Here is a 12,998-nt window from a genome sequence, read left to right on the forward strand (position 1 = left end):
GAGGAGAAGAATATGAAGAAGCTTCTTTTACTGATCGCGGCTCTCAGCCTGTCGGCCTTCGCCCAGAACGGAACGGATATCGTGGAAACTGCCACCCAGCATTTTACGACCGGCTGGGACAATTTCAGCGAGCCTCTGAACCTGGCTTCGAGCAACGTGAAGTGGTCAGTGTCGAATTCTCGCAAGATGACGGTAACTTTCAGCCTGGTCGGGGCTGTTCCGAACAAACTCTACCAGGTGGGAGTCCACATTTTTTGCACCACCACACCCGGCACATTCGGCCAGTTTCCCGCCAATCCATCGAGCGGCAATTGCGGGCAGATTACCAAGCAGAATTTCACCGGTTCCGTGGCCTCGGTGGAAATGGGCGTCGTAACGACCGATATGCATGGGAAGGGATCCTTCAAAGTAACGGTCGGCCCGATCGCTTCCGGCACCTACAATCTGGAGTTCACCATCCGCAACGGAGCGGGGTGCAATCTGATTGGCGGCGCTGGCAATGCCGGGTGCGCTGTTGATTTCCAATCCCCGGGACCGTTCGGAACGACGACGTCGGTCGTTGTGCCCTGATTCTTCGGCCTTGTGGGGCCGGGTTCAGAGAGCCGGTCCCACAACTGAATGTTAAAATCGACTGTGGCTGCCGATTCTCTCCGAATGATTGCCGTCGATATTGACGGTACCCTGCTGAACCCTCAATTTCAGATTTCAGAAACTGACCTGGCGGCATTGCGCAACGCCCATGCACAAGGGATCGAGGTCATCCTCGTGACCGGCCGTCGGCACGCCTTTGCGCTTCCCATTGCGAAGCAGCTTGGCTTCGACCTATGGCTGATCTGCTGCAACGGAGCAGTGACGCGGTCGCTTGCGGGAGAGACTTTTCATCGTGACATGTTGCCGCTCGAAACGTGTCGAAGACTGCTCGGCACGATGCAAGAATTCCGGGGGCAGACCGTTCTTACCTTTGACAAGGAAAGTAAGGGCGCGATCGTGCTCGAGCATCTGCGGGAACTGGAGGGCAGTATCCGGCACTGGCTGGAAAAGAACTTGGACTACATCGAGTTCGTGATACCGATCGAGAGTGCCCTAACTACTGACCCGGTGCAGGCGATGTTCTGCGGTCCGGTTGGGCTGATGCAGCAGGTTTTGCGGGCGCTTGATGCCAGCGGGTTGCCGATTACGGTGCTCCGCACTGAGTATCCGGGCCGCGACTTGTCGATTGTTGACGTATTGAACGCGGGCTGTTCCAAAGGGCATGCTTTGGAGCGCTGGACCAATTACCGTGGGATTACTCGCGATCAGGTCATGGCCGTTGGTGACAACTACAACGACATTGAAATGCTTGCCTTCGCCGGGCGGCCTTTTATCATGGGAAATGCGTCCAAGGAACTATTGGGCCGGGGCTGGACGATGACTCGCTCGAATTCGGAAAACGGAGTCGCGGCGGCGATCGATCATGTGCTGCGTGGTGCCCCCTTGGAATCCGTGGTGAGCAAGGCGGAATGAAGAGACTGCAATCCATTCGGCGAACGATCGTGGCGGGGGCGTTGACCCTGGCTTGTCTGCCGAGTTGCGTCGCTGCCGATCTGGCGCTCCTGCGCAACGGCTTCACGATCCGGCACGAGCGGCACCAGGTGCTCGGAGAAAATACGCGGCTGTTTATGGGAAGTAGCGATTCAGGCTACGTAGATGTGCCGACATCGGACATTGAAGGCTTCGAAAAGGATTTGTCCCTGCCGCCGCACCTGGCCAAGTCGGTCTCGCCTGCAAATTCCGTGGACTTGAATCAAGTCGTGAAATCCGCTAGCGCGAACTACCACCTTGATCCGGATCTGGTGAACAGTGTGATCCGCGCCGAGAGCGGATTTAATACGCGGGCAGTTTCGCGCAAAGGCGCGCAAGGGCTGATGCAACTCATGCCGGGCACGGCGGAAAAACTGGGAGTGACGAATCCACTGGACCCCGCAGCCAATGTCGACGGTGGAGCGCGCTACCTGCGCACGCTACTAGAGCGCTACAACTACGATCTGGTGAAAGCACTGGCGGCGTATAATGCTGGCCCGATGCGGGTGGAGCAGTATCGGGGAGTGCCTCCATACAGGGAGACACGGGCGTATGTGAATGGGATCGTGCGCGACTACAACCGCAAGAAGATCGCGCAGGAAAAAGCGGCGAAACGCGCTGGGCGTCCGGCAGGGGCTAAAGCCCACGATCAGGCTGGCTCTCTATCGCAGCGGTGAACCGCTGCGCCACCCAAAACGAACTGCCCAGAAACAGACCATGTTCCCGACTTGCCGTCGTATGCCTGCTATCGTCTAAGCCTAGTTGCGGCCGTCTGAGACTAGATGCCGCACTCTGAGACGCGACCAGCCGCAGGAAAATTGCTAAGGATGTCGCGAGAGGGTCTCGCGCTCGGCATCCCGCAGGGGCTAAAGCCCACGATCAGGCTGGCTCTCTATCGCAGCGGTGAACCGCTGCGCCACCCAAAAGCAACTGCCCGGAAATTGCTGGGCATCCAACACTGCGTACGTTGACCCTGCCTGCTCTGTCATATACCTTCATGCAGGGGACGTGCCCGGCGCGCAATTGACCTTCCTCTGTTCACATTCATGAAAAAGAAATATCTCGTTTATGGCGTAGTGTTCCTGGTGCTGGTAGTGCTGGTTTATCTCCAGTTCAGGACATGGAAGAATTTCGACTGGGCGCGCTTCTGGCAGACTCGTCCACAGAACTGGTTTCACATCGCGCATGGCGTGGCTCTGATCTATCTGGCGTATGTCGTGCGGGCGATCCGGTGGAAGATTTTTTTGAAACCCGTAAGGCCGAAAGCGTCGTCGATGAGTTTGGTTGCCCCCACGATCATTGGTTTTACAGGGCTTGCTTTGCTTGGACGCCCGGGAGAATTGATTCGTCCCTACCTGGTGGCACGCCGGCATGATTTGACGTTTTCGTCGCAGATGGCGGTATGGGCGGTCGAGCGGATCTTCGACATCGGAGCATTCACGGTCTTGTTGGTGTCGATCATCTTCTTCGCGGAAGGTCCGAAAGAATTGCCGTTCTACCAGGCATTTCAACGAGGCGGAATCATCCTCAGTTTGCTCGTGGTGGGATTGGTATTGGGCACCATGGCTGTGCATGCGAAAGGCGAGGCGATCGCCAATTGGGTGGAGCGGCGTTTTTCTCATCTAGCCGCCAACCTCGGACACAAGATCGCGAGCCGAGTCCGCGAGTTTCACAGCGGCCTCGACACGATCCACGGCCCGGGATCGCTGGCCGCGCTGATTGGGCTTTCGCTCCTGATGTGGTTCATGATCATCATGACGTATCAGGACGTGGCCCATTCCTATGGAGTGGAATCTCTCGACATACAGCGGTCCCAGGTACTGGTGCTCATGGGCGCGAGCATGATCGGGTCGATGGTGCAGTTGCCGGGAGTCGGCGGAGGATCGCAACTTGCCACCATCGCAACCCTGGAAAAGGTGTTTGATGTCCCCAAGGAACTGGCCGCCAGCTGCGGCATCATGTTGTGGCTGGTCACATTTGTATCAGTTGTTCCGCTGGGATTGTTTCTTGCACATCGAGAGCGGTTGTCGCTCCGTAAGCTGTCGGAGGAGACGGCAAAAAAAGAGGATGAGGTTGCGCCGGCATCCTAGGAATGCGGATTCCGTGCCGGTTTAAAGAAGCAAATCTAAAGCCTGAACCACGAAGGACACCAAGGGTTCACGAAGGCTTCTCTTCCAGCAGTCATTTCCTGAACGCGCCTCTTAGCCATGCTGGTTCGCGTCGGACAAATTCACACGCACCCCCCTGCTACAATCGGTGGTATTCCTGAGTACCAATTAGCGCCATATGAAGTGTCCCTTTTGCGGATTTGAAAATGACAAGGTGGTGGATTCGCGCGAGAGTAAAGAGGCGGATTCGATCCGCCGCCGCCGCGAATGTCTGAAGTGCGAAAAGCGCTTCACGACTTACGAACGCATCGACGAAATCCCCTACATGGTGGTGAAAAAGGACGGCCGGCGGGAGCGGTTTGACCGTCAGAAAGTTCTGAACGGACTGATGCGCGCCTGCGAAAAAAGGCCCGTGCCCATCAGTAAGCTTGAACAAATCGTCAACGAAGCAGAAGCTTTTGTGATCGAGTCCGCCGAGCGCGAACGGAAGACGAGCGAAGTTGGCGAACTGATCATGAATCGCCTGCGCCGGTATGACAAAGTTGCGTATGTGCGATTTGCCTCCGTGTATCTGGACTTCAAGGACGTGCAGGAGTTCATGGCCGAGTTGAAGGACCTGCTGAAAACCAAGGAACTGCCCGAGCAGAAAAGCAAAACCACGGCGAAGTAGTTCGCCCCACATTTGAATTCATGACACATAAAATTACCCTTATCCCCGGCGACGGCATTGGACCTGAAGTTACACAGGCGGCTGTGCGCATTCTCGAAGCGACCGGCGTCAAGTTTGAATGGGAGAGCTTCGCAGCTGGTGCGGAAGCTTTTGAGAGATACAAGGAATACATTCCCAAGGAACTGACGGAATCGATCGAACGCACGCGGGTCGGACTGAAGGGGCCCGTCACAACGCCCATCGGGGGCGGGTTTTCCAGCATCAACGTGGAGTTGCGCAAGCGTTTTGAGCTGTTCGCGAATTTCCGTCCGATCACGAATCTGCCGCATATTCCTGCGCGTTATCCGAATGTTGACCTCATTATCGTTCGCGAAAACACCGAGGGTCTGTATTCCGGAATCGAGCATGAGGTCATCCCGGGCGTGGTCGAAAGCCTGAAGATCATCACGGAAAAAGCTTCCACGCGAATTTCGCGTTTTGCCTTTGACTACGCGCGCAAGTATCACCGCAAGAAGATTCACTCGATCCACAAAGCCAACATCATGAAGATGTCGGACGGCCTGTTTCTGCGCTGTTCGCGGACGGTGGCGAAGGAATATCCCGAGATCACGTACGGCGAACACATCGTTGACAACACGTGCATGCAACTCGTGATGAATCCCTATCAGTACGACATCCTGCTGATGGAAAATCTGTACGGTGACATTGTTTCCGACTTGTGTGCTGGACTGGTAGGCGGCCTGGGAGTCGTGCCGGGCGCAAATTTTGGACACGAGTGCGCGATCTTCGAGGCGGTTCACGGATCGGCTCCGGATATCGCCGGGAAGAATCTGGCGAACCCCACTGCCGTACTGCGTTCGTCCCTACTGATGCTGCACCATCTGGGCGAGCACGATGCTGCCCAGCGAATCCAAGCCGCTCTCGATCATGTGTTCATCGATCGGACGAAACTCACCCGCGACGTGGGCGGGACCGCAGGCACTTCGCAATTCGCGGACGCGGTGATCGCGGCCATGGAATCGCAAAAAACCGCCGCCAATACCACACCCTAAACGTAGAGACACGGCTTAGTGCGTCTTCCGCTGGCACACCATAGAAGACTTTGACAGAGACGGGGCAAGCCCCGTCTCTATGTCGAGAGTGTGAGTGGAATTCAGAGTGCGGGGAGATTCCGGGCGTCTGTTAGAATGATCTGTTTTTCAGTTCATCCGGATGTGTCCAGTAGCGACGCATCCCCTGGGGTTGTTGTGGGGACCGATCTGAAGTCGATTACCGTGCCGCATCATCGCGGTCTGCATCGCTTTGCGACCGTGACTGCTTTTCTTACCCTGCTTCTGATTATTGCGGGAGCGCTCGTCACCAGTAACGATGCGGGATTGTCGGTTCCCGACTGGCCTACCAGTTTTGGTTCGCTCTATAAGATGCCGCGCATGGTCGGTGGTGTTCAGTACGAACATGGGCACCGTATGGTGGCGGAGCTTGTCGGCCTGCTGACGATCATCCTCGCGATATGGACCTGGCGAGTCGAGAAACGAATGTGGCTCCGCCTGCTGGGCGTGATGGCGCTGCTGACGGTAATGTTCCAGGGCCTTCTGGGCGGCATCACGGTTCTGTTTTACCTGCCTCCGGTAATCTCGAGCGCGCACGCGGCGCTGGCGCAAACATTTTTCTGTATTGCGGTTGCGATCGCTGTTTCCACCGGGCCACGATGGATCGAAGAACAACCCAAGGTCGACATCGATCAGAGACGTCCATCGCTGTTCACGCTCACTTTGCTCGGAATCTTCGTTCTCTATACGCAGCTGATCCTGGGCGCGATGTTCCGCCACAAGGGATTAAGTTGGTGGCCGCACGTCGTCCACGCTGCAGTAGTGGCGATTGTGCTTTCGTGGACGGCCATTCGAGCAATCTCCGTCTACCCGCAGATCGATGCGGTGCGCCGTCCGGCGATTACGATGCTGAGCCTGATGGTGGCGCAGTTGTGCCTGGGATTCATGGCCTTCATCACACGCGTGATGTGGGGACATGATGCCGCGCAACCGGAATGGCCAATGATCCTCTCCACTGTGGTCCACGTCGCGGTCGGAGCATTGCTGCTGGCTACGACCGTCGTTCTCGCCATCCAAGTGTGGCGCCACGTCCCGTTGTCATTTGAGGAACGCGTTCCTGGACGGGAACAGAAACCGGTCGCCGCATGAGCGTTGTCTCGCAGGTCCCATCCTTTACGCCCACACGCATACGAACGCTCGCGAGCGATTATGCGCAGCTCACCAAAATGCGGGTCACGACTCTGATCGTGATGACCGCGTGGTGCGGATTTTATTTTGGCGCGCTGAAGAATGGAGTCTCTTCCCTTTCGTGGAGTTTGTTCAACGCCTTGCTGGGGATTGGACTGGTGTCGGCGGGCACGGCGGCTCTCAATGAAGTCATGGAGTACCAGATCGACGCGCGCATGCGCCGCACTGCGAATCGTCCGCTGCCTTCGGGACGGATGAGCTTGCTGCATGGAACGATTGCCGGCGTGCTGCTGACCGTCGGAGGCGCGTTCTACCTAGCAGTCGCAACCAACACGCTCACAGGACTACTGGCGCTGGCGACGGCTTTTGTTTATCTCGCGGCCTATACGCCGCTGAAGCGGCTCCATCCCATCTGCACGTTTGTGGGCGCAATTCCAGGCGCCATGCCGGGAGTGCTCGGATGGACGGCAGCACGCGGGCGGCTGGAATTAGGCGCGCTCATCATGTTCGCGATTGTGTTCTTCTGGCAGTTTCCGCACTTCTATTCCATTGCTTGGCTTTATCGGGAAGATTATGCGGCCGGAGATATCCGGATGCTCCCGGTGTTCGAGGAGGATGGGAAGACGACGGGGCGGCAGATTGTGGCCTACTCGCTCGCTTTGATTCCGGTGAGCCTGGCACCGACGATTTTTGAAATGTCGGGCAAGATTTATGCGATCGGTGCGATCGTGATGGGTATTGCGCTCTGCTATTTCGGCGCCCGTCTGGCCCGCCTGGGGCTGCCGATGAATGCGCCGCGCTCGAAACAGCAGGCACGTCACTTGTTGCGAGCCAGCATTATCTACCTGCCTTTGCTATTCGCGCTGATGATGATCAACGGCGTAAAATAATCTGTGACCCCAAACGTGAGTGACGTCGAGTCCATTCCCCTTACAGAGCAGACAAAGACTACCAGCGCGATTATTTCCGTGCGGGGTCTGGTCCACCGCTATGCTGACCGGACCGCACTCGATGGGATCTCGTTCGATGTACGTCCTGCGGAGTTGTTTGGGCTACTTGGTCCAAATGGAAGCGGCAAGACCACGCTGTTTCGCATCCTGTCCACGCTGATGGTACCGAGTGCAGGGACCGCGCACATTGCGGATCTCGACGTCGTTCGGCAATCGTCCGCTTTGCGGAGGCATATCGGGGTTGTATTTCAGGCGCAGAGTGTCGACGCAAAGCTTACCGCTTACGAGAACCTGTGGCATCAGGGGCATCTGTATGGTCTGCGCGGGCCGGCCCTGAAACAACGGATTGAAGAGATCCTGACTCGGGTGGGGCTGCTGGATCGGGCAGGCGATCGCGTGGAAACGTTCTCCGGCGGAATGCAACGGCGTATTGAGCTGGCGAAGGGACTCTTACATCATCCGGAAGTTCTTTTGCTGGATGAACCGACGACTGGACTTGATCCCGGAGCGCGGCGTGATCTGTGGCAGTACCTTCAGATCCTGCGGGATGAGGAAAAGGTTTCGGTCATCGTGACCACGCACCTGATGGAGGAAGCGGAACGCTGTGACCGGCTGGCGATCTTGAACGAAGGAAAGCTGGTCGCGCTGGGGACTCCTGCCGAGTTAACGCGCGAGATTGGCGGCGATGTCGTGCTGCTCGAATCGCGCGACGCTGAAGGACTGGCGGCAAAGATTCGAAACCGGTTCCACCTGGATGCGACTGTGATGGGCCAGCAGGTCCGACTGGAGATTGAAAACGGACATCGATTTGTGCCGGACGTGGTTGAGGCATTTCCGGGAGAAATTCAAGCGTTGAGTGTGAGTAATCCCACGCTCGAAGATGTTTTTATTCATCGTACGGGGCACAAGTTCTGGAACCAGGAGAATTTGTAATTTTGTAATTTGCAATTGGTAATCTAAAAACTCAAGGCACGATCTCATCGAGCCGTAAGCCTTTGGTTTTCAGATTACAAATTACAAATTACAAAATTACCAATTATGTCCACTGCTTCCATTCCGATGAACGCTGCACCGTCCGCTGGAGTTTCTCTGCCCGCCTTCACGCTCTGGTGGCGGGAGATTGTTCGCTTCTACCGGCAGCCGGCGCGAGTGGCTGGAGTGATCCTGTCGCCATTGATTTTCTGGGTCGTGCTCGGAGCGGGCTTCGGAACTTCATTCCGGTCGGGTGAGGGCGCGGGCCAACAGCACTATCTTGACTACTCGTTCCCGGGCGCCCTGGTGATGATCGTGCTGTTCACGTCGATCTTCACGATGATGTCGGTGATTGAAGACCGCAATAAGGGATTCTTGCTGTCGGTGCTCGTCGCGCCCGTACCGCGTACTGCGATCGTGTTGGGCAAGGTGCTGGGCGGAACTACGCTGGCTTCCATTCAAGGCCTGATTTTTCTCGCTTTCGCACCGCTCGTGGGGATTCACTTCACGCTCGCGTCCTTTGGATTGATCGCACTGACCGTGTTCCTGGTGTCGTTTGCTTTGACTGCTCTGGGCTTTGCCATCGCGTGGCCGATGGATTCAACGCAGTCCTTTCACGCGATCATCAACTTGTTCCTGATTCCGCTGTGGCTTTTGTCGGGCGCGTTGTTCCCTCTTGCGCACGCTTCGCGGTGGATGCAGGCGCTGATGTATCTCAACCCGCTGACCTACGGAGTGGAAGCTCTGCGCACGCTGATGTATCCGGGAGCGGAGAACACCTTTACCCTGCCCGCATCGATGTTGACCCTCCTGCTGTTTGCGTTGTTCATGTTCGGGCTGGCGTTTGCCTTGGCCAATCGGAAGAGTACGTCGGGTCGGTAGTCGTTTGTCGTTGGTCCTCGGTCATTCGTCGTTCGCACTGTAGCTGACTCCGGCGGCGGGGGAATGTCAGAACTGTTGTTCCAAATTCATAATCCAGAAATCAGATACACTTGCCGAGCGGCTCACGACGAACTGCTCGTGCCGGACATTCCTACATGATGACTCTCGATATTCTTGCTCTCGCTGCGCATCGTGACGATGTAGAACAGACCTGCGGCGGCACGCTCCTCAAGATGGCCGACCGCGGATATCGCACCGGCATCCTCGATCTGACACAAGGGGAAATGGGCACGCGAGGCACATCCGAAGACCGGGCCCGCGAAGCGAGAGAAGCGGCGCGAATCCTGAAAGTCTCGTGGCGTGGCGCGCTCGATATACCGGATGGACGCGTGGAGAATACCTGGGAAAACCGCCTGAAAGTGGCGCGTGTGATTCGTCAGCAACGGCCGAAAGTCCTTATCTTGCCGTACTGGCAAGGGCGGCATCCCGATCACTACACAGCATCGGTACTGGGATATGAAGCCTGTTTTCTTGCGGGCCTGGCGAAACTAGATATCAAACACATTCCTCCAGTAGTGGGAGAGAGTCCGTCTTTCTACACCTCAGGCGTTTTGGCTCCCGAAGGCGTAGAACCGTTTCGACCATTCAAGATCATCTACGCGAGTCTGTACCACGATGTGCGTCCCACGTTTGTCGTGGATATCACCGATCAGTTTGAGACCCGCCTGGCGTCGCTGATGGCTTACGAATCGCAATTCAAAGACCAGCAAGCCGGCAGCGGGATCTTCCCTGCGCAAGCCGAAATTCGCGCGCGCGTCGAAGCCATGGCGCGGTTCTACGGGATGATGGGCGGCGTCACCTATGCCGAGCCGTTCGTCCAAAAGGAAATTGGATTGGTGGACGATCTGCTGGCGATTCCAGTGAAGTCGATCTGAGTTCCCTTGTTGTCGACAATCGCTCCGAGTGGCACGGCTTAGGCAATGCCGCTCAAAGGCCTACTTGGCGCACCGCTTTGGTTCGAGAACGACCATCAAGAAGGCATAGACCAGCCAAAATCCAAGAAACAGCCACCAACTCACTTCGTCGATCTGCTGGCGATCGTGGAGGAGAAACACGGTGCAGGCGGTCGCGAGCGTGTAGAAGAACGCGAACAGAAGCGGCACGATCAGCCGGCGCTTCTCCATCAAGAACGCTTTTTCCGGCGCTGTGTCCTCGGAGGTCTCTCGACGGCCGAGCAGCGCGCCCCGCACCAGCCAAGCCCAATTTGCTGCGATCAATACCATGGCGCTGATCCCGAGGACGGCCGAGATGGTACGGGCCCGATCGAGCGGCGCAAACGAAAACAGAGCGACGTAAGCGATCCCCACCATCACCAGAATCCATCCCGCAAAGCGCTCCGCAGCGGCGGCAGCCCCAGAAGGATTCACTCCGGGTGCGTTCAAGGGGCGCGTTTTCGGCAGGAAGTTTCCGGTAATAACGACTGTGATGCCGAGGATCAAACCCATGCCGCGCTTGACGACGGCGGCGTCGAGGAAGCCCAGCTTCTGGCTGAACGCGAGCGCCATCGCCGCCACGGTAAATCCCAGGAACCCGAAAATCACTGTCTTCATGGGACGGGTGTAAACAGTTTGCGTGCTCATGATGGAGAGACCTCCCGGCTCAAGCGCTTCGGCTTGGGCTGTTTGTCGTCCTGCAATTTCAATCCGAAAACTTGTGCGAAGCCTAAGAGCGCGTCTTCGAGCACGGACATCTGTAACTCGTAGACAACGGACTTGCCATGCTTTTCAGAAGCGATCAGCCCTGCTTCCCGCAGAACCGCGAAATGCGCGGACATGGTGGGCTTGGAAACATCGAAATGGTCGGCCAGTTCACCCGCACTGAGCGGCCGTTTCCGCAATAGCTCGAGCACTCTCCTGCGGGTTGGATCGGAAAGGGCTTTGAAGACCGTGCTCATAGTTCGATAGTTAACTAAATATCGAAGTGTTTGTCAAGACTGTGCTTTTGGGGCCGTATAATAACCAGTTCCTGAATACGCCCGATACGCCGGGCTGCCGCTCCCGGTCGATGCAAGGAGAACTCATGTCCATTCATAGCGATTCCGCCGCCCTACCGACCCGCACCGAATCCGACAGTATGGGAAAGATTGAAGTCCCGGCTCATGTCTATTGGGGGGCGCAGACCCAACGGTCGTTGCTGCATTTCAATATCGGTCGCGACACCATGCCGCCGGAATTGATTCGAGCGTTCGGGACGCTGAAGAAAGCCTGTGCGCTGGTGAATCAGGATCTGGGCAAATTGGCGTCAGACAAGGCAAAACTCATTGTTGAAGCGGCGGATGAGGTTATTGCTGGCAAGCTGAACGACCAGTTCCCTTTGCGGATCTGGCAAACGGGCAGCGGCACGCAGACCAATATGAATGTGAATGAGGTAATTTCAAATCGCGCGATCGAAATTTCCGGCGGCGAGAAGGGGTCGAAGAAGCCGATTCATCCCAATGATCAGGTCAACATGTCGCAATCGTCGAACGATACTTTCCCAACGGCGATGTACATTGCGGCCGCCGAGCAAGTGAAGAAGGTGCTGATTCCGGCGATCACGACGGTGCGCGATGCGATTGCAGCAAAGGCCAAAGAGTTCGCGGACGTCGTCAAGATCGGCCGAACCCATCTGCAGGATGCGGTGCCGCTCACCATTGGGCAGGAGTTTGGCGGGTGGGCCAGTCTGCTGGATCGCGATATCAAGCGCCTGGAACTCGCCCTCGATGGACTGTACGACTTGGCGATCGGAGGGACGGCGGTAGGGACGGGGCTCAATGCGCATCCGGAGTTTGCCGAGCGAGCGGCGAAGAAGATTGCGGAACTCACGGGACTTCCCTTCCGGTCGCATCCCAACAAGTTCGCGGCACTGTCGGCGCATGACGAGGTCGTGTTCGCGCAAGGTGCTCTGGAAACACTAGCGGCATCGTTGATGAAGATTTCGAACGACATTCGCTGGCTCGCGTCTGGCCCACGCTGTGGCCTGGGTGAGTTGACGATTCCCGAGAACGAACCGGGATCGTCGATCATGCCGGGCAAGGTGAATCCGACGCAATGCGAGGCGATGACGATGGTCTGCGCGCAAGTGCATGGCGCAACGGCTGCCGTCGGATTTGCGGGGTCGCAGGGCAACTTTGAACTCAACGTATACAAACCGGTGATCATCTACAACTTCCTGCACTCGGTTACGTTGCTGGCGGACGCCTGCCATGGATATGTCGAGTACATGGTCAAGGGAATTGAAGTCGATCGCGCCAAGATTGACTGGTACGTGAAGAACTCTCTCATGCTGGTCACCGCGCTCGCCCCGAAGGTGGGATACGACAAGGCGGCGCAGATTGCGCATACCGCGCATGTTGACCACAGCAGCCTGCGGGAGGCCTCGCTGAAGCTGGGACACCTCACAGGTGAGGAGTTTGATCAGCTGATGAAGCCGGAGCGGATGACGCGTCCGTAGGAGACGGAGGAAAGACTCTTTGCAGTCGATTTTGAGTAGCACATCCAGTTGCACTTGCTTTTGGGTGGCGCAGCGGTTCACCGCTGCGATCAATCCATTTTGATGACTTGGGGCTTTAGCCCCTGGG

At 56.9% G+C, this 12,998-nt stretch carries 14 protein-coding genes; 12 read left to right on the top strand and 2 right to left on the bottom strand.

What is annotated here, in order from left to right:
- The first annotated feature begins 12 nt into the window (after nt 1-12).
- The 11 genes from HY010_10335 to bshB1 all read left to right on the top strand — a co-directional run bounded on the left by HY010_10335 (nt 13) and on the right by bshB1 (nt 10,314).
- The gene (locus tag HY010_10335; protein MBI3476120.1) at nt 13-570 is read left to right on the top strand and encodes a hypothetical protein; all 558 of its coding nucleotides are present in this window, start codon (nt 13-15) and stop codon (nt 568-570) included.
- An 84-nt stretch (nt 571-654) separates the two neighbouring features.
- Nucleotides 655-1,503: an HAD family phosphatase gene (locus tag HY010_10340; protein MBI3476121.1), complete on the top strand. Its 849-nt coding sequence runs from the start codon at nt 655-657 to the stop codon at nt 1,501-1,503.
- Entirely contained in the window at nt 1,500-2,237 is a 738-nt protein-coding gene (locus tag HY010_10345; GenBank protein ID MBI3476122.1) for a lytic transglycosylase domain-containing protein, read from the top strand. Before HY010_10340 ends, HY010_10345 begins: the two co-directional genes overlap by 4 nt.
- Nucleotides 2,238-2,606: 369 nt before the next feature.
- A complete protein-coding gene (locus HY010_10350) occupies nt 2,607-3,650 on the top strand; it encodes a flippase-like domain-containing protein (GenBank protein ID MBI3476123.1) in 1,044 nt (347 codons plus the stop codon).
- A gap of 196 nt (nt 3,651-3,846) precedes the next feature.
- Nucleotides 3,847-4,338, top strand: coding sequence for a transcriptional repressor NrdR (nrdR, locus tag HY010_10355; GenBank protein ID MBI3476124.1), 492 nt, complete (start codon nt 3,847-3,849; stop codon nt 4,336-4,338).
- 20 nt (nt 4,339-4,358) lie between these two features.
- Nucleotides 4,359-5,390, top strand: a complete 1,032-nt coding sequence (locus HY010_10360) for an isocitrate/isopropylmalate dehydrogenase family protein (protein MBI3476125.1) — start codon at nt 4,359-4,361, stop codon at nt 5,388-5,390.
- A 135-nt stretch (nt 5,391-5,525) separates the two neighbouring features.
- Entirely contained in the window at nt 5,526-6,536 is a 1,011-nt protein-coding gene (locus HY010_10365; protein MBI3476126.1) for a COX15/CtaA family protein, read from the top strand.
- Nucleotides 6,533-7,465 (top strand): protoheme IX farnesyltransferase, encoded by a 933-nt coding sequence (gene cyoE, locus HY010_10370; protein MBI3476127.1) that lies wholly within the window; start codon nt 6,533-6,535, stop codon nt 7,463-7,465. The genes HY010_10365 and cyoE overlap by 4 nt, the downstream gene beginning before the upstream one ends.
- A 69-nt stretch (nt 7,466-7,534) precedes the next feature.
- Complete coding sequence (locus HY010_10375) at nt 7,535-8,458, top strand: ATP-binding cassette domain-containing protein (protein ID MBI3476128.1); 924 nt, start codon at nt 7,535-7,537, stop codon at nt 8,456-8,458.
- 105 nt (nt 8,459-8,563) lie between these two features.
- Complete coding sequence (locus HY010_10380; GenBank protein ID MBI3476129.1) at nt 8,564-9,379, top strand: ABC transporter permease; 816 nt, start codon at nt 8,564-8,566, stop codon at nt 9,377-9,379.
- A 155-nt stretch (nt 9,380-9,534) separates the two neighbouring features.
- On the top strand, nt 9,535-10,314 hold the full coding sequence (bshB1, locus tag HY010_10385; GenBank protein ID MBI3476130.1) for a bacillithiol biosynthesis deacetylase BshB1: 780 nt from the start codon (nt 9,535-9,537) through the stop codon (nt 10,312-10,314).
- Nucleotides 10,315-10,374: 60 nt separating this feature from the next.
- Here bshB1 and HY010_10390 read toward each other — a convergent pair whose 3' ends face one another.
- Nucleotides 10,375-11,019: a hypothetical protein gene (locus HY010_10390; protein MBI3476131.1), complete on the bottom strand. Its 645-nt coding sequence runs from the start codon at nt 11,017-11,019 to the stop codon at nt 10,375-10,377.
- Nucleotides 11,016-11,333, bottom strand: a complete 318-nt coding sequence (locus HY010_10395) for a winged helix-turn-helix transcriptional regulator (GenBank protein ID MBI3476132.1) — start codon at nt 11,331-11,333, stop codon at nt 11,016-11,018. Before HY010_10395 ends, HY010_10390 begins: the two co-directional genes overlap by 4 nt.
- 125 nt (nt 11,334-11,458) lie before the next feature.
- Between HY010_10395 and fumC the strand changes: the two genes are divergently transcribed.
- A complete protein-coding gene (fumC, locus tag HY010_10400; protein MBI3476133.1) occupies nt 11,459-12,871 on the top strand; it encodes a class II fumarate hydratase in 1,413 nt (470 codons plus the stop codon).
- Nucleotides 12,872-12,998 lie beyond the last annotated feature (127 nt).

The sequence above is a fragment of the Acidobacteriota bacterium genome, from assembly GCA_016196065.1.
In the GTDB taxonomy this organism is placed as follows: domain Bacteria; phylum Acidobacteriota; class Terriglobia; order Terriglobales; family Acidobacteriaceae; genus Acidiflorens.